The following is a 23,415-nucleotide window of genomic DNA, read 5'->3' as shown; positions in this document are numbered from 1 at the left end:
TGGAGGCCAGTACTTTATTTTTTTCTCCGGCAGAGGATCAATTATTGTTGCATGTGCATATGTGGGCTCAGATTTTTTTATGCGCGATCCCACTTGCCTTTCACCTGCCAGGTGGCCAAAAATATTCTTCCCTCGGGTTCCATCGTAGTTGATTGCGTACAGGGAGCCATAAAAAACCGGAGTCTCCAAGCCTGCCTTGCGTGACAGTGCTTCGACGACCACTCTGTCATCGTTGGCCCAGTAGAAATCCCCAACCTCTTCTTTGCCCGAAAAGCGTAGATGGCCGGTGACTTTTAGGGGCTTGATCGACATAAACACAATAACACGTTCCCCTTCATATTTTTTTCGTATAGCCAGATGGGTACCGGTAGGGGAGATTTTAATCTCTTCTATATCGGCATGGCGTACCAAGTCTGACAGGGGAATTTGACTGCCAAGTACAAGTGCTGGCCAAAACAAAAAAATGAGTAGAAACTTCTGCATATTTGTTGCCTTTATTGTTTGTTATTAAAGCTGTGGTTGCAGTTGCAAGTGAATCATCCAAAACGCAGGGTAATCTCAAAAGCGATCCGGCTTTCTGTATCTTTATAGGTTTGGAAGCACGCAGGAAAGGAAAAGCGCAAATTATTTCGGGCGCAAAGGTATCAGATTTGTCCTCTGCTACACAAATGGCAGCATCTGCTGTGCCAGAAGCGAAATGGCGGGCGCAAGTACTGACCTCCGAGAAAAATGACTTTGGGAATCTTCTGGGCTTTCGGGTTCTGAAATGCATTATCCAGCAGAGCCCTGTATTACCAGTGATAAAACGGTTCAAAAGTGATCTGAAGGCGGTCTTGCACAGAGGCAGAGTGTGGCCAATTCATCATGCGGTAGAAATTCATCGAAAGGTGGCATTGTCATCTGGAAAAGTCGCTGTGGCTTCACAGGGTGTAATCCCAAATCCAGACACAGTATCAGATGTGGCTGGGTTCCACCCACAAAGGACAAGGTCCGATGGGCTGTACGGTCGTGCATGCGGAGAAATGTCGGTCATCGCTCGTGAATCAGGGGCTGGCGAGGAGGTGCGTTGACCGGGTCGGCCTGGTGTCGTTGGTGGGTAACAATTCGCGACAAAAATGGACAGCCTGAATCACTCAGGTACGAAGTCTTTTAAATATTGCTGCGGGAGGGCAGTGGTGACTAACCCATTTTATAGCCCGACTGCTCTGGAAGCGGAGTCAATGTGGCTAATTCCCCGGTTAACCCTTGCGTTTTCCGAGATTCGGCAGGTCCTACCGGGATGGCGCATTTCAGCTAAGGCATCCAGTTAGTTTAATATATTCGGTCATTATGCTAGTAAGCGCTTGCTTAAATTCAATGAATTACAGTCGGGGTTCCTGCGCCATTGCCCGTATTTCCTTTGTAGGCCGCGGATTTACAGGGGGTATGGGGACTTTGCAGTCTATTTCCTTGACTTTGTGTTGACCAGTTTTATAGTGTGAAAAGTGGGGGAAAGTGGAAAATCGTGGAATTTTGTGGTTTAGTGTTCTGTAGTGAGTGAGTAATTACATTGTTTGGATCACGTTTGAGCTTCCCCTCTATGGGTCCATCAGAGCGGTGTCTGCTGTGGTAAGCGGAATCTGCAGCGAGCAAGTATCACGAAATGTATTTGGGCAGCCATGCAATCAATATGGACGCCAAAGGGCGTCTGGCCATACCGGCGCGCGTCCGCGACAAGCTGCTGGAGGCCTGTGCCGGATGTCTGGTGGTGACTGCTCACACCGAAGAGCGCTGCCTCTTGATGTATCCGGCGCCCCAGTGGCAGCAGATATTGCCAAAAATCGAGGCCCTGCCCAGTTTCAACAAGGTGGCACGCCGCGCCCAGCGTCTACTGATCGGTTATGCCTGCGAACTGCAGGTGGATGGCAATGGGCGAGTGTTGATACCGCCAACCCTGCGGGAATACGCCGGGCTAGAAAAGCGGTTGATGTTGGTGGGGCAGGGCAAAAAACTAGAGCTTTGGAGCGAGGCGCACTGGATGTCCTGGCTCGATGACAGTGAAGGCGATGAGGGCATGCCAGGGGAAATGGCATCCCTCTCTTTATAAGGAGTTCGCCGGTTGTCTCAGGAATTGCATCGCAGTGTGTTGTTGCGCGAGGCCGTGGACGCCTTGGTAACGGACCCCGACGGTTTCTATATTGATGGCACCTTTGGTCGCGGAGGCCACAGCGCAGCCATCCTGAAACAGCTGGGCCCCGGCGGGCGCTTGCTGGCGGTGGATAAGGACCCCCAGGCCATTGCGTATGCCAGGCGGCATTTTGGCACTGAGCCGCGGTTTTCTATCTGGCATGGCTCCTTTGCGGATATGGACCTTGCCGCCAGGGAGCAGGCGGGCCAGGTCAGGGGAATACTGCTGGATCTGGGTGTGTCCTCTCCGCAACTGGATCAGCCGGAACGCGGTTTCAGTTTTATGCGGGATGGACCGCTGGATATGCGAATGGATACCAGTCGCGGCATCAGCGCTGCCCAATGGGTGAACACCGAGGCCGAGACCGAGATGGTTCGGGTGTTTAAGGAATACGGAGAGGAACGCTTTGCCCGGCGTATAGCCGCCGCCATAGTGCGCCGCCGAACAGAGAAACCCTTCGTGCGCACGCGCGATCTGGCCGAGGTGGTCAAGGCCGCCAACCCCGCCTGGGAGAAAGGCAAACACCCGGCCACCCGGGTTTTCCAGGCCATTCGCATCCATATCAATGGAGAGCTGGATGACCTGAAGAGTGTGCTGGAGAAGTCGCTGGCGCTGTTGGCACCGGGTGGGAGACTGGTCATTATCAGTTTCCACTCTCTGGAAGACCGCTTGGTGAAGCGGTTTATTCGCGAGAAGGAACGGGGGCCGCAGCTGCCCCGCGGGCTTCCGATCATGCACAGCCAGATTGCAAGGTCATTGCGTGCCGTGGGCAGGGCGATAAAGGCGGCTGCGTTTGAAACAGAGGACAATCAGCGCTCGCGCAGCGCGGTGATGCGCGCTGCGGAAAAGCTGGGCGGGGCCTGAACGGGATGTACCGCAAGACGCTGATTGGTGCGGGGCTCTTGTGGCTGGCGACGCTGGTGTCGGCTCTCACCGTGGTTTATTCCACCCAGCTCAGCAGGGAACTCACGGCAGAATTGGGCAAGGCGCAAAAAAACCGCGATGAGTTGCGCTATGAGCAGGAGCGCCTGCTGCTGGAGAAGGGCGCCTGGTCTGCTTACGGTCGCGTGGAGAAGGTGGCGAGAGAAGCGTTGGGAATGCATGTACCAGCACCTGCTGAGCAGGTGCTGGTGCCGAGTGAGTAATCTGATAAAGGCCGGTGTGGCGAGCGCGAACCAGCAGTAGTTTTCCGTGGCTTTGCGCATTTAAGGTCTGCAATGCCGGCGAATAATCGTAAATCCTTGCGTATTTGCGCGGTGTTTGGGGGCGGTGATCAAACGGCCCTCAGGGAGAGTTTTGGTTTCGGGGTGAAAACGTAACGCCAATTGGAAAACCATGGGTGCAGTCAAGAAAAAACAGACCCAACCGGGCATTGCCCGCTGGCGCTTTGTGCTGGTGGCGGCTCTGCTGTGTCTGCTGGCCCTGGCACTGATCCTGCATTTGGCCCGCCTGCAGGTATTGCCCGCTGCCGAGCATGGCTATCGGTTCCTTCAGGATCAGGGACGGGCGCGCACCATTCGCACAGAGGAGATCGCCGCCTACCGGGGTTCCATCGTCGACCGAAATGGCGAGCTGCTGGCGGTCAGTACACCGGTACACAGCCTCTGGGCTAACCCCAGGCTACTGAGGAAGAGCGGTGCCGAGCAGGTGGGCCAGTTGGCCAGAGCGTTGGCTCTAGAGCCGGACAAACTTGCCGCGCGCTTGGAAAAGTATCGCAACAAGGCCTTCATGTACCTGCGCCGCCACCTGACACCGGAACAGGCCGGTAAGGTGCTCGCTCTGGAGCTTGTTGGGGTTTACAGCAAAAAGGAATACCGGCGCTTTTACCCTGCGGGTGAAGTGGTTGCACAGCTTCTGGGTTTTACCAATATCGATGATCGCGGCCAGGAGGGGCTGGAACTCGCCTACGACGGCTGGCTGTCCGGTCAGCCCGGCGCCCAGCAGGTGGTCAAGGATCTGAAGGGCCGCACGGTGCAGGATCTGGCGATCCAGCGCGAAGCGCGACCGGGGCACGACTTGCGCCTGTCTATCGATATGCGCCTGCAGTACCTGGCCTACCGCGAACTAAAGCGCGCTGTGGCCGAGAACGGTGCCTCCTCCGGTTTTATGGTGATTCTGGATACCCGCAGCGGCGATGTCCTGGCGATGGCCAATCAGCCCTCGTTTAACCCCAACAACCGCGAAGGGGTAAAAGCGGCAGCGATGCGCAACCGCGCCCTGATCGACCAGTTTGAACCGGGCTCCACAGTGAAACCCCTGACAGTGCTGGCTGCGCTGGAGAGCGGTCGCTATAGACCCCATACCCAGATCGATACCAATCCCGGTTATATCCGCGTACCGGGGAAAACCCTGGTGGACCCCATCAACTATGGAAAGCTGGACCTGACCGGCGTTATCACCAAATCGAGCCAGGTGGGTATCACAAAAATTGCCCTGGATCTGGAACCAAACGGTTTGCGTGCACTCTTTTATCGACTGGGCCTGGGGGCGGCGGTTGGTAGTGGTTTTCCCGGGGAGACCCCGGGCATCCTGCCCAGTCGCGGTCGCTGGCACCCGATCGAGCGGGCCAATTTCGCTTTTGGCTACGGTTTAACCGTGAATGGGGTGCAACTGGCCCAAGCGTATGGCGTACTGGCCAATGCCGGGATCAAGCGCCCGGTTTCCCTGGTTCTGTCTACAGATACAATCACGGCAGAGCCCGAGCGGGTGATTGCAGCGCCCCTCGCAGAGCAGGTGTCCGCCATGCTGGAAACCGTCATCAGTTCCCGCGGTACGGGGCGCCTGGCTGCAGTGCAGGGATACCGTGTGGCGGGCAAGACCGGTACGGTACACAAAGTTGGTAGCAGTGGCTATGCGGACAACCGTTATCGTTCGGTTTTTGCGGGTTTTATTCCTGCGAACAACCCGCGTTTGGCCGCGGTAGTCGTAATCGATGATCCCAGCCAGGCCAAGTATTATGGCGGGGAAGTGGCTGCGCCGGTTTTCGCTTCGGTGATGGCCGGGGCCATGCGCCTGCTGCAGGTACCCCCTGAGCGGGTGGAATCGGCAGAACGCCAGTTAACCGCGCAGTTAAGCGAGAGAGGTACTAAATCGTGATACAGCGCAAACAACAGGGTATTTCCCTGCGGGAATTGGTGCCCGGATACGCGGGAATCCCCGATGTGCCCGTGACAGGCGTTGCACTGGACAGCCGCCGGGTAAAAACCGGCGATGTCTTTATGGCATTGCGCGGCTCTGTTGTGGATGGGCGTGAATATATCGATGCGGCGATCGCCGCCGGTGCCGCTGCGATACTGGCCGACAGTGACAAGCTGGAGTGTATTAACCGCGGCGATATCCAGGTGGTCAGCGTGCCCGGTCTGGCCAAGCGCGTCGGTGAAATTGCCGCGCGCTTTCACGGCAACCCCAGTGGACATATGCACCTGGTGGGGGTGACCGGTACCAATGGTAAAACCACCTGTGCCTATCTGATTTCCCAGTTGCTGGCGCATCACTTTGGCAGTGCGGCACTGATCGGTACTATCGGCAATGGCATCTGGTATAACCGGACGATCGAACTGCAGGAAACCGGGCTGACAACACCGGACCCCGTGCGTCTGCAAGCGGACTTTGCCGACTACCGCGAGCGCGGTGTGCCCGCCGCGGCCATGGAAGTATCCTCCCACTCCCTGTCCCAGGGACGCGTACATGGATTGGTTTTTGACACGGCGATTTTTACCAATCTGTCGCGGGATCACCTGGATTATCACGGCAATATGGCCGCCTACGGGATGGCCAAGGAAAAGCTGTTCGGGCTGCCCCAACTCAAGCGCGGCATTATCAATCTGGATGATCCTTTCGGTGCCCAACTGGCTGAGCGCTGCAAGGTGCGCGGCCTGCAGGTATTGACTTACGGACTGCAGGCGGGAGACCTGCACGTCACTGACCTGTGCCGTCACGAGAAGGGGTTTTCTGTTGAACTCAAGGCGCCCTGGGGGCGCGGCGAACTGCAGGCCCCGTTGATCGGCGACTTCAATATCTATAACGCGCTGGCAGTGGTAGCCGCTGTAGCGTCTGCGGGCATGCCCTTTGAAGCGATTCTGGCGGCCTTTCCTTCCATCCAGGCGGTGCCGGGTCGTATGCAGCGGGTTCGGGTTGCGGGCGCTGATGATGTCGGCGTGCTGGTGGATTATGCCCATACCCCCGATGCCCTGCGCGCGGCCTTGGCTGCCGCACGCCCCTATTGTCGCGGCAATCTCTGGTGTGTGTTCGGCTGTGGTGGTGAGCGGGATAGAGGCAAACGCGCTGCCATGGGACGAATCGCCTCGGAGATGGCCGATCGCGCCATTGTGACCAGTGACAACCCGCGCAGTGAAAAGCCGCAAAAAATTATCGACGATATCCTTCAAGGTGCGGCCAGCACGATTGAGGTGGAGATTGATCGGGCCGAAGCGATTGCCCGGACAGTCGCTTCGGCGCGACCAGGTGATATTGTCATTATCGCCGGCAAGGGCCACGAAAATTATCAGATTGTTGGCGGTGCAAAAAACCACTTCTGTGATCATGAACATGTGGCAGCAGCGCTGAGACGGCGCCTGGGTGCGGGCGCCGGGAGTGGTATGGAAGGAGAGGTCTGGTGATCCGCGCGTTATCTCTTCAGCAGTTACAGAGTCGTTTTGGCGGTGCGTTGATCAATGGCTCCAGCGAGTTTTCGCGCGTTTGTACCGACACCCGCAAACTGGATCCCCAGGCCCTGTTTGTTGCCCTGGTGGGTGACAACTTTGATGCGCACGATTTTGTCGGTGGGCTGGATGGCCAGGTTCTGGGGCTGGTGGTGGAGCGTGAAGTGCCCGGTTGCCACCTGCCTCAGTGGTGCGTGCAAGATACCACGGTCGCACTCGGACAAATTGGCCTATTGTGCCGTGAGCAGTTTGAGGGGCCGGTCATTGCCATTACCGGTTCCTGCGGCAAGACCACGGTCAAAGAGATGTTGTGTGAAATTTTTTCTCTGCACCACACACCCTGTGTGACCAGGGGGAATTTAAACAATCAGTTCGGTCTGCCGATGACCCTTTTTGCGCTCTGTGGGCAGCACGATGTTTTGATTCTGGAGATGGGCGCCAACGCCCCGGACGATATCGGTTATCTCTGCAGTATCGGCAAACCCCAAGTGAGCGCGATCACCAATGTCATGCCCGCGCATGTGGAAGGGTTTGGGTCGGTAGATGCCATCGCAAAAGCGAAAGGGCAGATTTATACCTGCCTGGATGTCGGTGGTACCGCGGTGATCAATGCCGATGAGGGCTACGCGGATTACTGGCGCGGGCGGATGCCCGAGGGAGTTCAGACTCTGGAGGTGGGTCTCAGCAACCCCTGTGCCATTCATGCGGAGAATATTGCCTTGGATGAAAGTGGCTGTGCCACGTTTGATCTGGTGATTGAGGGGGTATCCCATCCGGTGGCGCTGCGGTTACTCGGCGAGCACAATGTGCACAACGCCTTAATTGCCGCCGGTTGCGCATTCGCCAGCGGTATTCCGGCTGTGGACATTGCGCGCGGTCTTGCCGGTCTCGGTGGTGTGACCGGGCGCCTGCAGGCGCACCAGGGCATCCATGGCGCGACGGTCATCGACGATAGCTACAACGCAAATCCAGGCTCTGTGGGTGCGGCCATTGAATTGCTGGCGCAGCGTCCGGGCAGGAAAATCCTGGTGCTCGGTGATATGGCTGAGTTGGGGCCGGATGCGGAAGGGCTGCATCGCAGTGTCGGTGTCCTGGCGCGCAAACGCGGCCTCGATGCCCTGTTTACTCTGGGGCCGCTGGGCACAGCCGCGAGTATGGCCTTTGGCGCAGGCCATTATGATGCCCTGCATAATTACCGGGAGAGAGCACCGCTGATCGCGGCGGTGTCCCGCGAACTGGACAAAAATACCACCGTATTGGTGAAGGGTTCACGCAGCGCGCGCATGGAACTGGTGGCTCAGGCACTGCTCGACAACAGCAGGGGAGAGAAGTAATGCTGCTTTGGCTGGCAGAGATATTGCAAAAATATGTAAGTGCCTTTGCGGTCTTCAACTACCTGACGGTGCGTGCCATTCTGGCGGCACTGACCGCCCTGGGTATTTCCCTGGTTGTGGGGCCGCGTATGATCAACTGGTTGAACCAGTTGCAGGTAGGGCAGGCTATTCGCGATGACGGCCCGCAAAGCCACCTGAGCAAATCCGGTACGCCCACCATGGGCGGCACACTGATCCTCGCCTCGATTTTTTCCTCGGCACTGTTGTGGTCGGACCTGGGCAACCGCTATGTCTGGGTCACGCTACTGGTGACTTTTATTTTTGGTGCGGTCGGATTTGTGGATGACTACAAAAAAGTTGTGCACAGAAATCCCCGCGGCCTGATTGCCCGCTGGAAGTATTTCTGGCAGTCCATCGCAGGGCTGGGCGCGGCGATCTATTTGTATATGAGTGCGGTAAGTCCTGCTGAGACACAGTTTTTTGTGCCTTTTTTCAAAGACGTTGCCATCAATCTGGGTCCGGTTAGTTTTGTTCTACTGACGTATTTTGTGGTGGTGGGCTCCAGCAATGCCGTGAACCTGACCGATGGCCTCGATGGCCTGGCGATTATGCCCACGGTCATGGTGGGGGGCGCCCTGGGCGTGATCGCCTATCTGTCCGGGCATGTGGAGTTCGCCAATTACCTGCATATACCCGCGATTGCCGGTGCCGGGGAACTGGCGGTCATTTGTGCGGCCCTGTGTGGTGCGGGGCTCGGGTTTTTGTGGTTTAACACTTATCCGGCGCAGGTGTTTATGGGGGATGTGGGTGCGCTGGCTCTGGGCGCGGCACTGGGGATTGTCGCGGTAATCACCCGCCATGAAATCGTGTTGTTCATCATGGGCGGGGTGTTCGTTATGGAAACGGTATCCGTCATCCTGCAGGTGGCGTCGTTCAAACTAACCGGCAAACGTATTTTCCGCATGGCGCCGCTGCACCACCACTTTGAACTGAAAGGCTGGCCGGAACCGCGGGTGATTGTCCGTTTTTGGATTATCACCGTGATTCTGGTGCTGGCCGGACTGGCGACGTTGAAACTTCGGTAAATGACACAATGAGCCTGATCGCGACTTCGCAGCGGGAACTGGTAATCGGACTGGGCGCTACCGGAAAATCGGTGGTGCGCTACCTGCTGCGCAATGGTTATGCCCCCGTGGTAGCCGACAGCCGCGACCATCCGCCGGGACTCGGGCCCTTCCGCCGGGAGTTTCCGCAGGTCCCTGTGGAAACGGGATCACTGAGCCCTGATACGGTGCTTGCGGCCAGTGAAATTATTGCCAGCCCCGGCATTGCGCTGGCCGAGCCCGTATTGCAGCGTGCCATTGACGCGGGTATCCCGGTGATCGGGGACATCGAGCTGTTTGCACGGGCGCTCGCCAGGGAAAAATCGTCGCTAAAGCTGGCAGCGGTCACCGGTTCAAATGGCAAAAGCACGGTGACAACCCTGCTTGGCAGAATGGCAGAGGCGGCTGGCAAAACGGTGCGTATCGGTGGCAATATCGGTGTACCGGTGCTTGATCTGTTACAGGAACCAATACCGCAACTGTATGTGCTGGAGTTGTCCAGCTTTCAACTGGAGACCACCTACTCGCTGACGCCCACAGTGGCCACCGTGTTGAATCTGAGTGCGGATCATATGGACCGCTACCCCGGCATGGTGGAATACCACCGGGCCAAACAGCGGATTTACCGCCATGCACAGCAGTTTGTCATCAACCGCGCGGACCCGCTGACCCGGGCACCTCTATCCCGGGGCAAATGCGAGTGGAGTTTTGGTCTGGACCAGCCCGACCTGAATCAGTTCGGGGTGCGCACTGTCGGCGGACAGAACTGGCTGGCACAGGGTGCCAAAGCCCTGTTGCCGGTCGATGCGCTGGCGATGGTTGGCAGACACAATGTCGCCAATGCGCTGGCTGCTTTGGCGATGGGCAATGCCGTCAATCTGCCCATGGACGCCATGCTGTCGGTACTGCGCACTTTCAGGGGGCTGCCCCATCGCTGTGAGCGGACCGCTGACCTGGATGGCGTTGTCTATGTAAACGACTCCAAAGGCACCAATGTTGGCGCAACGCAGGCGGCGCTGGATGGATTGGCAACAGCCACCCGCAAGATTGTGCTGATCGCCGGCGGCGATGGCAAAGGGGCAGATTTTTCCGCGTTGAGCAACAGCGCTGCCGCGCTGCGCGCAATGGTATCCATTGGGTCAGACGGTGACAGGGTCGCCGAGGTTTTTGCAGGTAAGTGTACAATCCGCCGTGCGGCCAGCATGACCGAGGCAGTGGCACTGGCCCGATCCCTGGCACACAGTGGCGACTATGTACTCCTGTCCCCGGCCTGTGCCAGCTTCGATATGTACCGCAATTTTGAAGCCCGCGGTGAGGATTTTCGCCAGGTAGTAGCGGCGCTCTGCGAAAGCACTGGAGGTGCGAGGTGAATGCGTTGACGCCTTCGCCTCACAAGCGCGAACTCCTCGATAGGCTTTTACCCTTTAGTGTGCTGGCACTGGTCAGTATCGGCGCAGTGATGGTGGCCTCGTCCTCTATTGCCTTTGCCTCCGATATATACGCAGACCCCTGGTACTTTCTCAAGCGGCACCTGGCTTTCCTGGCGATCGGTGGCGTGGTGGCATTGGTTGTGAGCCAGATTCCCCTGGCGATTTGGTCGCGCCTATCCTGGCCATTGTTGCTGTTTGCCTGTCTGTTACTGATTGCAGTGCTGGTACCGGGTATTGGCCGGGAGGTGAATGGTAGCCAGCGCTGGCTGGTGTTTGGCGGTATCACCATTCAACCTGCGGAGGTGGCCAAGTTCTGTATGCTGGTTTTCTTCGCCAGTTTTTTGACCCGCCGCAACAGGCAACTGCATCACTGGAGCAGCTTTATGGTGCCGGTGACGGTGCTGGGGATCTTCGCGCTACTACTGCTATTGCAACCGGATTTTGGCTCGGTTGTGGTGTTATCCGGCACGGTACTGGCGATGGTTTTTCTCGGCGGTGCGCGTCTGCCCCATACCTTTTTATTGGTGCTGGCAGCGGCCAGTGGTCTGGCGCTGATGGCCCTGATAAGCCCCTACCGCTTACAGCGATTGCTGACATTTCTGGATCCCTGGGGGGATCAATTTGCCAGTGGCTACCAGCTCACCCAGTCGCTGATCGCTTTTGGTCGCGGAGAATGGTTTGGGGTTGGCCTGGGTAACAGTGTGCAGAAACTGTTTTACTTGCCCGAGGCGCACACGGATTTTATTTTTGCCATTCTCGCCGAGGAGTGGGGTATGTTGGGCGGCTTGGTTGTGATCGGCCTCTTTGTGGTGCTGACCTGTTCACTATTGCGACTGGTGCGCATGGCCCTGGTGCGGCAGAATTTTTTTGCCGCTTTGCTGGCTTTTGGCATGGCGTTTCTGTTGGCAGGGCAGGCGTTTGTGAATATGGGTGTGGCCTCGGGCCTGCTGCCCACCAAGGGATTGACTCTGCCGTTTGTCAGTTCCGGCGGCAGTAGTCTGGTTGTGTGCTGCGCGCTGTTGGGATTGGCAGTGCGTATAGGCGGCGAAATGCGCCCGCAGGCCGAAGGCGGTGGTGCGCGCCAGGGGCTTTGGCAGCAACTGCCGGTATTTGCCCGGCGCCGGGCTGGGAGACGGGTACACAGTGGGGGGGCGATTTGATGTCCCGGGAGAGAAACACCTTTTCGGGTAAACGTTTTTTACTCATGGCGGGTGGCACCGGGGGACATGTCTTCCCGGCACTGGCGGTGGCGCAGGCCCTGCGGGAGCAGGGGGCCAGGATCGAATGGCTGGGCACCAGGCAGGGTATTGAAGCGCGTCTGGTGCCACCGGCCAATATCCCGTTGCACTGTATTGCAGTTGAAGGGCTGCGCGGTAAAGGCAGACTGGCCCTGCTGAAAGCGCCTGTGCAGATTGCACGCGCTGTGCGTCAGGCGCATGCGGTGATCGGGAAAGTGCAGCCCGATGCTGTACTCGGGTTCGGCGGGTTTGTCACCGGCCCCGGCGGTGTGGCGGCACGCCTCAGTGGCAGGCCGCTGATTATTCACGAGCAAAACGCCGTGGCCGGCACCACCAATAAGCTGCTTTCCCGTATTGCCAACCGGGTGCTGGAGGCGTTTCCCAGCGGTTTGCCGCGGGCCCGGCAAGTGGGCAATCCGGTGCGTCGTGAAATTGCCCAACTGCCGGCGCCGCAATTGCGTATTGGTACTGAGTTGCCGCTGCGTCTGCTGGTGCTGGGCGGCAGTCTAGGGGCTGCTGCCATTAACGCAATGGTGCCGGAGGCCATTGCCCTGCTGCAGCCGTCACAGCGTCCAAATGTGGTGCACCAGGCCGGTGAAAGTCACTTGGTACTGGCACGGGAGGCCTACCGGGCCGCCGGCGTAGCGGCAGAGGTTGTGCCTTTTATCGGCGATATGGCCGAGGCGTATAGTGCTGCCGACCTGATACTGTGCCGTGCGGGAGCGCTCACGGTATCGGAAATTGCCGCGGCCGGCATCGGTGCGATTATGGTGCCTTTTCCCTTTGCGATAGACGACCACCAGACGCGCAATGGACAGTGGTTACAGGATGCGGGGGGGGCGATTGTGGTTCAGCAGCGCGAGATGGATGCGCAAAAACTGTCAGAGCTTCTGCAAAAATTATTGGCGGACCCACAGAAACTACTGGAGATGGCGCAGGCCGCGCGGCGTGTAGCGAAAGTCGATGCAACGCAGCAGGTGGTGGCCGCCTGTGCAGAGGCGCTGGCGAGACAAGAGAGGCCAATGGGTGAAGGTTGAGAGCATGTCTTTTGAGTGGGCAAACGCAGATCAGGGTTACGCTGTACCGGCAATGCGTCGTATTCGCCGCATCCACTTTATCGGTGTAGGCGGTGCCGGGATGAGTGGCATCGCGGAGGTATTGCAAAATCAGGGATACGAGGTTTCCGGCTCCGATCTGCGCGAGTCCCCACTGACCGAGCGACTGCGGAAGCTGGGTGTCAGGGTGGCAATCGGACACAGCGAGAACAATATCAGGGATGTGGATGTTGTGGTGAATTCATCGGCGATCCAAGCTGACAATCCGGAGCTGGCTGCGGCCCATGAAAAGCGGATTCCGGTGGTGCGCCGTGCTGAAATGCTCGGGGAATTGATGCGCTACCGCTACGGTATTGCCGTGGCGGGCACCCACGGTAAAACCACCACCACGAGCCTGATTGCGGCCATTTTTGCCGCGGATGAAAAAGATCCGACCTTTGTGATCGGGGGCCTGGTCAATGCAGCCGGCGCCAATGCGGCACTCGGCGAGAGCCGCTACCTGATCGCAGAGGCCGATGAGAGCGATGCGTCATTTATCCACCTGCAGCCCATGGTGACGGTGATTACCAACATCGATGCGGATCATATGGAGACCTATGGGGGGGATTTCGAGCGGGTAAAGCAGATCTTTATTGATTTCGTGCACAACCTGCCGTTTTACGGATTGGCGGTAGTCTGCGGTGATGACGTCAATATCCAGGAAGTTATCCCGAAATTTTCCCGCCCGGTACTGACCTATGGATTTGCTGAGGGCAATGACTTCCGTATCGTCGAGGTCAATCAGGAGCCGTTGCGCAGTCATTTTAGCGTGCAGCGCCCCGGAGGGGATCTGCTGCGGGTATCGGTGAACACGCCGGGTATTCACAACGTGCTCAATGCCACAGCGGCAATTGCTGTGGCTGCGGAGGAGGGGATCAGTGACGAGGCTATTTGCCGGGGTCTGGAGGGTTTTCAGGGCGTGGGTCGCCGCTTTCAGATTTTTGGACATTTTTCCATAAGTGACGACAGCAGCGCGGCAAAAGTGATGCTGGTGGATGACTATGGTCACCATCCACGGGAAGTGGCCGCAACCATCAAGACGGTGCGCGATGGCTGGCCGGACAGGCGCCTCGTGATGATCTACCAACCGCACCGTTATACCCGCACCAGGGATCTGTTTGAAGATTTCGTTCAGGTTCTGTCTGGCGTGGACAAATTAGTTTTGCTGGATGTATACAGCGCGGGCGAAGCGCCAATAGCCGGTGCCGATGGACGCACCCTGGCGCGCAGCCTGCGTAACCGCGGCCAGGTCGATCCGGTTTTTGCCGAAACAATCGATCAGGTGCCGCCAGTACTGGCGGACCTTCTCGAACCGGGCGATGTGGTGCTGACCCAGGGCGCGGGCAATGTGGGTGCCTTGTCTCAAAAGCTGGCGCAGTGGCGTCTGGGTGAAAAAACCTCTGAGGCCTGAGGGCGGGGTGGAGTCCACAGGAGAGAAGCCTGTGAAGAAAAAAAGCAGATCTGTACGCGGAGCGCGGCCTTTAGGGGCGCGGGAGTCTGCTGCCGGTATTTCCCGGCGCTCCGGGTTGATGTTGGTATTCGTTGTGAGTCTGGCCTGCGGGCTGCTGACTGGTGGTCACTGGCTGTGGCAGAGACTTCAGGCGGTGCCACTGGGGAAAATGGATGCACTGGAGCAGGTAGAGGTCCGCGGGGTTTTTAACGCGGTGCGTGAGGCGCAGTTAAAGGAAATATTGCTGCCTTATTTGCAGGCCGGTTTTTTTTCCGCGGATATCCGTGCGATGCAATCGGCGCTGTTGGCCAATCCCTGGGTCACCTCGGTGTCGATCCGCCGACGCTGGCCGAGCGGGGTTCTGGTGGAGATTGCGGAAGCACAGCCTCTCGCGGTATGGGGCGGTGACCGATTGCTGGTTGCGAGTGGGGCATTGTTGCCGAGACCGGCATACATGCGCGTGAAAGCGCTCCCCGAACTCGCCGGGGATGAGTTGCTGGTGGGACAGATTATGACGCAGTACCAGGCCCTTGCGGGCATTCTGACTACCCGGGATATGGAGGTCAAGCGGTTGTCATTTGACGACCTGGGCGGTTGGCGTCTGGAATTGGTATCGGGAATTGCATTAAAACTGGGGCATGATGCGCTGTTGGAGCGCGTCAACCGCTTCCTTTTCCTGAGCCGTGGGTTGCTCGCGCCGCATTTACACAAAGTGGCCGGGGTGGATACCCGTTACGGCAATGCGGTAGCGGTTCAGTGGAAGAATGGGCAGGAGTGAACAGGGGGGCGGCGAGACTGCGGTTGAAAATGCGGTTGAAAAGCGAAGGTGGTATTTCTGCGGGATTTCATTGGCGAGGCCGGGCACACAGCCCTGCGAGGTTGGTAGCAAAATGACACAAGTATCCGATCAGCGCATGATGGTGGGACTGGATATCGGCACCTCCAAGGTGGTCGCCATTGTGGGCGAGGTTTCCGCTGGTGGCGAACTCAATATTGTCGGTATTGGCTCCCATCGCTCCACCGGCATGAAAAAGGGTGTGGTGGTGAATATCGAATCCACCGTGCAATCCATTCAGCGTGCGGTGGAGGAAGCGGAACTGATGGCGGGTTGTGAAATTCACTCCGTCTATGCCGGTATCGCCGGCAGCCATATTCGCAGTCTGAATTCCCACGGTATTGTCGCCATCAAGGACCGGGAGGTGACCCAGCAGGATCTCGACCGGGTAATAGATGCGGCGCGGGCAGTCGCGATTCCGGCGGACCAGAAGATTCTGCACACACTCCCCCAGGAGTATCTGATCGATAACCAGGAGGGGGTCAAAGAGCCACTGGGCATGTCCGGGGTGCGCCTGGAGGCGAAAGTGCACCTGGTCAGCGGTGCGGTTAATGCCGCGCAGAATATTGAAAAATGTATCCGCCGCTGTGGCCTCGAGGTTGAGGATGTCATTCTGGAGCAGCTGGCCTCCAGCTACGCGGTGTTGACCGAAGATGAGAAAGAGCTGGGGGTGTGCATGGTGGATATCGGCGGGGGTACCACCGATATTGCCGTGTTCACCGGCGGCTCGATTCGCCACACCGGGGTGATACCCATCGCCGGAGACCAGGTGAGCAACGATATCGCCATGGCCCTGCGTACACCGACGCCGCATGCAGAGGAGCTGAAAATCAAATATGCCTGCGCGCTGGCCAAACTTGCCCGGGAGGGCGAGACCATCAAGGTGCCGAGTGTGGGCGACAGGGCGCCCAGGGATTTATCCAGGCAGGCGCTGGCGGAAGTGATAGAGCCCCGTTACGACGAACTGTTTACCCTGGTGCAGGCCGAACTGCGTCGCAGTGGTTTTGAGGACCTGTGCGCGGCGGGCGTGGTGTTGACCGGTGGCTCCCCGAAGATGGAGGGTGCCGTTGAACTGGCCGAGGAGATTTTCCATATGCCGGTGCGGCTTGCCGTGCCCCAGGGAATTTCCGGACTGACCGATATTGTGAACAATCCAATCTATTCCACCGGGGTTGGATTATTGATGTACGCGATGCAGCAGGAAGAGGCCGCAGAAGGCAAAATGCAGCCCGCGCGCAACGAAAACCAGTGGTGGGACAAAGTGAAGCACTGGTTTCGCGGCAACATGTAATAGCGTGCAACCAGAATTAGCCGTTTCGGAAGGGATTTTTTTCCGCGCGGCAGTAGAATTCGACATGAGCAAGAAAGGGGAACAGCAATGTTCGAACTAGTTGATAGTGTACAGGACAAACCTGTCATCAAGGTAATTGGTGTCGGCGGCGGCGGCGGCAATGCCGTGAAGCAGATGATTGCCAGTAATGTGGAGGGCGTGGACTTTATCTGCGCAAACACCGACGCCCAGGCCCTGAAAGATATCCAGGCACAAACCATCCTGCAATTGGGCAGTTCCATCACCCGCGGTTTGGGTGCCGGCGCCAACCCGGATATCGGTCGGCAATCGGCTCTGGAGGACCGCGACCGGATTGCCGAGGTGTTAAGCGGCGCGGACATGGTGTTTATCACCGCGGGCATGGGCGGCGGCACCGGAACCGGCGGCGCGCCAGTGGTTGCCGAGGTCGCAAGAGAGCTCGGCATCCTCGCCGTAGCGGTTGTCACCCGCCCGTTCAAGATCGAGGGGCGCAAGCGCACCGTGGTGGCCGAGGAGGGTATCCTCGAGTTGCGCGACAAGGTCGACTCGCTGATCACTATTCCCAACGATCGCTTGCTGGAGGTACTGGGCAACAAGATCACCATGAAGTCCGCCTACAAGGAGGCCGACAACGTATTGCTCGGTGCGGTGCAGGGCATAGCCGACCTGATGATCCGCCCTGGGATTATGAATGTGGACTTTGCCGATGTGCGCACCGTGATGTCCGAAATGGGCATGGCCATGATGGGCTCCGGTTCCGCCATCGGCGAAAGCCGCGCGCGCGAAGCCGCGGAAAAAGCCGTGCGCAGTCCGCTGTTGGACAATGTCAACCTGTCTGGTGCCCGCGGTATTCTGGTCAACATCATCACCGGCAGCGAAGAGTCCGGTTGCCAGGAGCTGACCCTGGGTGAGTACTCTGAAGTTGGAGAGATTGTTCAGGAGATCGCTTCCGACGAAGCCACCGTGGTGATCGGTACTGCAGTAGACGACAAACTCGGCGATGAGATGCGTGTGACGGTTGTCGCAGCGGGTCTGGGAGAGGGCAGCTCGTCGGCGCGCCCTGCCAAAGTGGTGGACAACGGCCGCCGTGGGGAGGCCCGCGAGCCCCGTGAAGCCCGCGAGATGCGCGAACCCCACAGTGCCACCGGCCTGTCCCCGCGGGAGAGTGCGGATCCCCGTCCGCGCCTGGACGTCGAACGTCCCAGACGCCCGGCACCGGCGCCGAGCCCGGCAGATACGGATATGGAGTACCTGGATATTCCGGCCTTCCTGCGCCGCCAGGCTGACTGAGTGTCGGCACCGCAGAGGCACACCGCTCATGTCCATCCGGCCCCAGGGCCGGGTGCCGCCTCTGTGGTGGGGCTTTCCCGGGCCCCGAACGGGTCCGGGAAGGGTATTTTTGCCCCTTGAGGCAGAGTCCTGGATCGGTGGGCCGAAAACTGAAACGGCATCCCCGGCAGCCCGATCGGGCTTTTATGACCGAATTGCACGGCCGCTCCGTGCCATATTTCCCCGTAAATCCTCGCGGCAGATGAATAATTAACAATTTTTTACAGTGCTTGAGGCACTCAAGCTCATAGAATGTTGTCTTATTGCGAAATGATGTGGCGCTCCAATCCTTGCTTGAACTATCCTCAAAGGGTGGTAGCGGTGTGTTGAAATGACCGCCTGCCCGGAATTGGTATTGGCGTCGCAATTATGCTAGCATCGGCCGCTTGCCGCCTGGCCCACCGACGGGGAAAACACAGTTTCATGATCAAACAGCGCACGCTTAAGAATGCTATCCGCGCCACTGGTGTAGGTCTTCACTCTGGCAAAAAAGTGGTTCTCACGCTCAAACCCGCTCCCGTAGACACTGGCATCGTGTTCCGCAGAACCGATCTGGACCCAGTGGTGGAGATTGAGGCCCGGGCAGAAAATGTGGGCGACACCCTGCTGTCCACAACTCTGGTGAAAGACGGTGTACGCATTGCGACCGTAGAGCACCTGCTCTCGGCAATGGCGGGGCTGGGCATCGACAATGCCATTGTCGAGCTGTCCGCCCAGGAAGTGCCGATTATGGATGGCAGTGCCGGTCCGTTTGTCTTCCTGATCCAGTCCGCCGGCATCCAGGAGCAGTCTGCAGCGAAAACATTCCTGCGTATCAAAAAGCCAGTTACCATTGAAGAGGGCGACAAAGTCGCCAGCTTTATGCCGTTCGATGGCTTCAAGGTGACCTTCACCATCGACTTTGATCACCCGGTATTCCAGGGGCGCAACCTGACCTCCTCGGTGGACTTTTCCAGCACCTCCTTCGTCAAGGAAGTGAGCCGCGCGCGCACCTTCGGCTTTATGCACGAAATCGAATACTTGCGTTCCAAGGGCCTGGTGCAGGGCGGTTCCGTCGACAACGCCATTGTGATCGACCAGTACCGTATTCTGAACGAAGGTGGTTTGCGCTATGAAGACGAATTTGTGAAACACAAGATCCTGGACGCCATTGGTGATCTGTACCTGCTGGGCACCAGCCTGATCGGTGAGTTTAAAGCCTTTAAATCCGGTCATGCGCTCAACAACAAGTCCCTGCGTCACCTGATGGCGCAGGAAGATGCCTGGGAAATGGTGACCTTCGAGAGTGAGCAGGAAGCGCCCATCTCTTATGTAAAGCCGATACTGGCAGTTTGATACTCCGGTGGGAAGCGGGCATGATAAGGTCGGCTTTTTGCTTGACGACAGCTAACACCGCCGGTGATCGGCGTGCGCTGCAGCGCCGGGGCTCCTGGCAGAAATAATCAAAATTATAGAATGTCGAATTTCCCCCGCTTGCTATGAAAATCATTCTGGTCAACGAACGCGGCGCAACCCGCAGCTTCAATTTTGGCGGCCTGAGTAAAGCGCTGCTGGGACTGTGCCTGCTCGGTCTGCCGGTGGGTGCTTTTTTACTCGGGACCAATCTTTCGGTGGTCGAGACCGATTTGTTCGATGCGCGCACCGCCAAGGCGTGGGAGCGGGCGCTGCGCAAGCAGCAGGAGGAAATCGGGGCGGCTGACCGGGCGGCGCGGGAGCAACTGGTGGCGCTGACAGTGAAACTGGCGGAGTTGCAGGCACGCCTCACCCGTCTCGATGCGCTGGGCGAGCGCCTCACCGCCGTCGCCAACCTGGATGAGGGGGAATTCCAGTTCGGCACCCCGCCGGCGCTTGGGGGTCCGGAAGACCCCCAGATAGCCGGTGCCTCCGAGCTGCCCTACCAGTCTCCCGGATTCCTCGATGTGATCGATGACCTGTCTCACCAGATAGACGACCGGCAGATGCAGCTTGAGATGCTCGAATCCCTGATGGCGAACCTCAAGCTCGAGGATGAGCAGTTTATCGCCGGGCGCCCGATTACCAAAGGGTGGATGTCGTCCCGCTACGGCTATCGTACGGACCCCTTTAGCGGGCGCCGCACCTGGCACAAAGGGGTCGATTTTGCCGGCAAAATGGGCTCCGATGTGGTGTCCGTCGCCGCCGGTGTGGTGACCTGGGCCGATGAGCGCCACGGCTATGGCCAACTGGTGGAGATCAACCACGGCAACGGTTATTCGACCCGCTACGGCCACAACAGGGCCCTTGAGGTCGGCCTTGGCGACGTGGTGAGAAAGGGGCAGGTTATTGCCCAGATGGGTTCCAGTGGGCGCTCCACCGGCCCCCATGTACACTTCGAAATCTTCAAGAACAACCGCGCGGTCGACCCGGCCAGCTATATCCGTCGCACCGGCAGATAGCAACTACGCTTCCCATACGCGCAATCGCTGGCAACTGGCATCAGAGTTGCCAGCGCCAGCGCCTTCCTGTTTACTTGCACCCCTCGCATAAAGGCGCATCGGTGCAGCACACTGCCCAGCATTCACACCGACAGTGCAAATAAGATAAGTGGTTTCTAGACAATGATTGGCAAACTGATTAAATCGGTCTTTGGTTCTAAAAATGATCGCGAGCTGAAGCGCATGCGGCGGGTCGTGGACAAGGTCAACGCGCTGGAGGAGGGGTTCCAGAAGCTCGACGACGCCGGGCTGCGCGGCAAAACAGCGCAATTCCAGCAGCGCCTTGCAGACGGGGAATCACTGGACCAGCTCCTGCCGGAGGCCTTCGCCGCCGTGCGCGAAGCCAGCCGGCGCACGCTGGGCATGCGCCACTTTGACGTGCAGCTGATCGGCGGTATGACCCTGCACGAGGGGCGCATCGCAGAGATGCGTACCGGTGAGGGCAAAACCCTGGTGGCAACCCTGCCCGCCTACCTGAATGCCCTGGAGGGCAAGGGTGTGCATATTGTCACGGTGAACGACTACCTGGCTTCGCGGGATGCCAACTGGATGCGTCCGGTGTATGAGTTCCTCGGCCTGAGCCTGGGGGTGATTGTTTCCCAACAGCCCCCCGAGGAAAAAAAAGCCGCCTACCAGGCGGATATTACCTACGGCACCAACAACGAGTTCGGCTTCGATTACCTGCGTGACAATATGGTTTTGCGCAAGGAGGACCGCACCCAGCGGCCACAGAATTTTGCCATCGTGGACGAGGTTGACTCCATCCTGATCGACGAGGCGCGCACACCGCTGATTATTTCCGGTGCCGCCGAGGACTCCTCCCACCTGTATACCGCGATGAACAAGCTGGTGCCGCAGTTGTCGCGCGCCGAGGAGGGCGGCGAGGGCCACTACACCGTGGACGAGAAGACCCGCCAGGTGGAATTGACCGAACAGGGGCACCTGCTGATCGAAGAGCTGCTGTCGGGTTCCGGCCTGATGAAAGCCGATGAGTCCCTCTATGCCCCCGGCAACCTGGGCCTGCTGCACCATGTCCACGCGGCGCTGCGCGCCCATGTGCTGTTCAACAAAGATGTGGACTATATCGTACAGAACGGTCAGGTCGTGCTGATTGACGAACACACCGGTCGCACCATGCCGGGCCGCCGCCTTTCCGAAGGCCTGCACCAGGCCCTGGAGGCGAAGGAAAAGGTGCAGATCCAGAGCGAGAGCCAGACACTCGCTTCCACCACGTTTCAGAACCTGTTCCGTTTCTATCCCAAACTGGCCGGGATGACCGGTACCGCGGATACCGAGGCATTCGAGTTCCAGCAGATTTACGCACTGGATGTGGTGGTGATTCCCACCAACGTGACTGTTTTGCGCGAAGACCGCAATGACCTGGTCTACCTGAGCAAAGAGGAGAAGCTGGAAGCCATTATTGAGGATATCAAGCACTGTCGCGAGAAGCAGGCGCCGGTCCTCGTGGGTACCGCCTCCATCGAAACCTCCGAGGAGATGTCGCGCCGGTTGCAGAGAGCGGATATCAAGCACCAGGTTCTGAACGCCAAATACCACGAGCGCGAAGCACAGATTATCGCCCAGGCAGGCCGCCCCGGTACGGTAACTATCGCCACCAATATGGCCGGCCGCGGAACCGATATCGTGCTCGGCGGCAACTGGGAGGCCGAGATGGCAGCGCTCGGTCAGGAACGGGGCCGGGAGCTCAGCGAAGCCGAGATTGCCGCGCTGAAGGAAGACTGGCAGAAGCGCCACGACCAGGTCATCGAAGCGGGTGGCCTGCATATTGTCGGCACTGAGCGCCACGAATCCCGCCGCATCGACAACCAGCTGCGCGGTCGCGCCGGCCGCCAGGGCGATCCCGGTGCAACCCGCTTCTACCTCTCCCTCGAAGACAACCTGATGCGCATCTTCGCCTCCGACCGGGTCAAGAACTTTATGCAGATGCTGGGTATGGAGCGCGGCGAAGCCATTGAGCACCGCATGGTCTCCAATGCCATCGAAAAGGCCCAGCGTCGCGTCGAGGGACGCAATTTCGATATTCGCAAGCAGCTGCTGGAATACGACGATGTCGCCAATGACCAACGCCAGGTGATCTACGGCCAGCGCAATGAGCTGCTGGAAGCGGACAGGATCAGCGATACCATTACCGCCATACGCGCGGATGTGGTGAACGAAATGATTTCCGCCTCGGTGCCGCCGCAAAGTGTGGAAGAGCAGTGGGATATCCCCGTGCTGGAGCAGCAGCTGGCCGGTGAACTGGGTATCGAGCTGCCGGTACAGCAGTGGCTGGATGCGGACCGCACCCTGCATGAGGAGAGCCTGCGCGAAAAGATCGCCAGTGCGGCCCAGGAAGCCTATACGGGCAAAGTGGCGCGGATCGGCGAATCCTCCGGCGATGCCAACCTGATGGCCACCATAGAGCGGCAGATTATGCTGCAGGTGCTGGACCAGCTCTGGAAGGAGCACCTCTCCAGCATGGATCACCTGCGAGCGGGTATCGGTCTGCGCGCCTACGCCAACAAGAACCCCAAGCAGGAGTTCAAGCGCGAGTCCTTTCACCTGTTCCAGAGCATGCTGGAAAACCTCAAGCACGAAGTGGTGCGCATCCTCGCGCATGTAGAGCCCATGACCCGCGAGCAGATGGAAGAGATGGAGCAGCAGCGCCTGGAGGAGCAGCGCAGGCAGCAGCTGGAATTGCGCCACGCCCAGGCCTCCGCGCTGGGGGAAAGTGCGCCGCAGCAACAAGCCGCCCCGCCCCGCCCCCGCCCGGAGCGCCGCGGACCCAAGGTGGGCCGCAACGATCCCTGCCCCTGTGGCTCCGGTAAAAAATTCAAGCAGTGCCACGGCAAGCTGGCCTCCCCCACCCAGAGTTCCTAGCGCCGTGAAGGGATGAGGGCAAAAAGCCGGTTAAAAACCCCCGCAATTCGCGGGGTTTTTTAGAGATAGAATCAGCATAATCTGCGGATAACCGAAGAAATTCCACAGAAGTTTTCGATTGTGGCTTGCCAG

At 58.6% G+C, this 23,415-nt stretch carries 18 protein-coding genes; all 18 read left to right on the top strand.

Annotation, left to right across the window (positions count from 1 at the left end; genetic code table 11):
• Positions 1–488 precede the first annotated feature (488 nt).
• The 18 genes from ACL7TT_RS12485 (at position 489) to secA (ending at position 23,283) form a co-directional block, all read left to right on the top strand.
• On the top strand, positions 489–1,070 hold the full coding sequence (locus ACL7TT_RS12485; protein ID WP_413395828.1) for a hypothetical protein: 582 nt from the start codon (positions 489–491) through the stop codon (positions 1,068–1,070).
• A gap of 572 nt (positions 1,071–1,642) precedes the next feature.
• Positions 1,643–2,086 carry a division/cell wall cluster transcriptional repressor MraZ gene (gene mraZ / locus ACL7TT_RS12480; RefSeq protein WP_299942285.1) on the top strand — a complete coding sequence of 148 codons (444 nt, stop codon included), beginning with the start codon at positions 1,643–1,645 and terminating at the stop codon, positions 2,084–2,086.
• Between the two features lie 12 nt (positions 2,087–2,098).
• Positions 2,099–3,031: a 16S rRNA (cytosine(1402)-N(4))-methyltransferase RsmH gene (gene rsmH, locus ACL7TT_RS12475; RefSeq protein ID WP_413395826.1), complete on the top strand. Its 933-nt coding sequence runs from the start codon at positions 2,099–2,101 to the stop codon at positions 3,029–3,031.
• A 5-nt stretch (positions 3,032–3,036) separates the two neighbouring features.
• The gene (ftsL, locus tag ACL7TT_RS12470) at positions 3,037–3,312 is read left to right on the top strand and encodes a cell division protein FtsL (protein ID WP_299942290.1); all 276 of its coding nucleotides are present in this window, start codon (positions 3,037–3,039) and stop codon (positions 3,310–3,312) included.
• A 190-nt stretch (positions 3,313–3,502) separates the two neighbouring features.
• Positions 3,503–5,263: a peptidoglycan D,D-transpeptidase FtsI family protein gene (locus ACL7TT_RS12465; protein WP_413395824.1), complete on the top strand. Its 1,761-nt coding sequence runs from the start codon at positions 3,503–3,505 to the stop codon at positions 5,261–5,263.
• Complete coding sequence (locus ACL7TT_RS12460; protein ID WP_413395822.1) at positions 5,260–6,786, top strand: UDP-N-acetylmuramoyl-L-alanyl-D-glutamate--2,6-diaminopimelate ligase; 1,527 nt, start codon at positions 5,260–5,262, stop codon at positions 6,784–6,786. Before ACL7TT_RS12465 ends, ACL7TT_RS12460 begins: the two co-directional genes overlap by 4 nt.
• Positions 6,783–8,162 carry a UDP-N-acetylmuramoyl-tripeptide--D-alanyl-D-alanine ligase gene (locus ACL7TT_RS12455; RefSeq protein WP_413395820.1) on the top strand — a complete coding sequence of 460 codons (1,380 nt, stop codon included), beginning with the start codon at positions 6,783–6,785 and terminating at the stop codon, positions 8,160–8,162. Before ACL7TT_RS12460 ends, ACL7TT_RS12455 begins: the two co-directional genes overlap by 4 nt.
• A complete protein-coding gene (gene mraY, locus ACL7TT_RS12450) occupies positions 8,162–9,247 on the top strand; it encodes a phospho-N-acetylmuramoyl-pentapeptide-transferase (RefSeq protein WP_299942298.1) in 1,086 nt (361 codons plus the stop codon). Before ACL7TT_RS12455 ends, mraY begins: the two co-directional genes overlap by 1 nt.
• An 8-nt stretch (positions 9,248–9,255) precedes the next feature.
• Positions 9,256–10,635 carry a UDP-N-acetylmuramoyl-L-alanine--D-glutamate ligase gene (gene murD, locus ACL7TT_RS12445; RefSeq protein WP_413395818.1) on the top strand — a complete coding sequence of 460 codons (1,380 nt, stop codon included), beginning with the start codon at positions 9,256–9,258 and terminating at the stop codon, positions 10,633–10,635.
• A complete protein-coding gene (gene ftsW, locus ACL7TT_RS12440; protein ID WP_413395816.1) occupies positions 10,632–11,855 on the top strand; it encodes a putative lipid II flippase FtsW in 1,224 nt (407 codons plus the stop codon). Before murD ends, ftsW begins: the two co-directional genes overlap by 4 nt.
• Positions 11,855–12,970, top strand: coding sequence for an undecaprenyldiphospho-muramoylpentapeptide beta-N-acetylglucosaminyltransferase (gene murG / locus ACL7TT_RS12435; RefSeq protein WP_413395814.1), 1,116 nt, complete (start codon positions 11,855–11,857; stop codon positions 12,968–12,970). Before ftsW ends, murG begins: the two co-directional genes overlap by 1 nt.
• Before the next feature lie 4 nt (positions 12,971–12,974).
• Entirely contained in the window at positions 12,975–14,438 is a 1,464-nt protein-coding gene (murC, locus tag ACL7TT_RS12430) for a UDP-N-acetylmuramate--L-alanine ligase (RefSeq protein WP_413395812.1), read from the top strand.
• Positions 14,439–14,469: 31 nt separating this feature from the next.
• Positions 14,470–15,255 (top strand): cell division protein FtsQ/DivIB, encoded by a 786-nt coding sequence (locus tag ACL7TT_RS12425; RefSeq protein ID WP_413395811.1) that lies wholly within the window; start codon positions 14,470–14,472, stop codon positions 15,253–15,255.
• 112 nt (positions 15,256–15,367) lie between these two features.
• Positions 15,368–16,603 carry a cell division protein FtsA gene (ftsA, locus tag ACL7TT_RS12420; protein ID WP_299942311.1) on the top strand — a complete coding sequence of 412 codons (1,236 nt, stop codon included), beginning with the start codon at positions 15,368–15,370 and terminating at the stop codon, positions 16,601–16,603.
• An 87-nt stretch (positions 16,604–16,690) separates the two neighbouring features.
• Positions 16,691–17,911 (top strand): cell division protein FtsZ, encoded by a 1,221-nt coding sequence (ftsZ, locus tag ACL7TT_RS12415; RefSeq protein ID WP_413395809.1) that lies wholly within the window; start codon positions 16,691–16,693, stop codon positions 17,909–17,911.
• 462 nt (positions 17,912–18,373) lie between these two features.
• Positions 18,374–19,285 carry a UDP-3-O-acyl-N-acetylglucosamine deacetylase gene (gene lpxC, locus ACL7TT_RS12410; RefSeq protein WP_413395807.1) on the top strand — a complete coding sequence of 304 codons (912 nt, stop codon included), beginning with the start codon at positions 18,374–18,376 and terminating at the stop codon, positions 19,283–19,285.
• A gap of 143 nt (positions 19,286–19,428) precedes the next feature.
• The gene (locus ACL7TT_RS12405; RefSeq protein WP_413395805.1) at positions 19,429–20,364 is read left to right on the top strand and encodes a M23 family metallopeptidase; all 936 of its coding nucleotides are present in this window, start codon (positions 19,429–19,431) and stop codon (positions 20,362–20,364) included.
• Positions 20,365–20,526: 162 nt separating this feature from the next.
• On the top strand, positions 20,527–23,283 hold the full coding sequence (gene secA / locus ACL7TT_RS12400; RefSeq protein WP_413395803.1) for a preprotein translocase subunit SecA: 2,757 nt from the start codon (positions 20,527–20,529) through the stop codon (positions 23,281–23,283).
• Positions 23,284–23,415 lie beyond the last annotated feature (132 nt).

It is taken from the genome of Microbulbifer jejuensis (assembly GCF_047289955.1).
In the GTDB taxonomy this organism is placed as follows: domain Bacteria; phylum Pseudomonadota; class Gammaproteobacteria; order Pseudomonadales; family Cellvibrionaceae; genus Microbulbifer.
The sequence above is the reverse complement of the archived record's forward strand: the minus strand, read 5'-3'. Positions and strand labels throughout refer to the sequence as shown.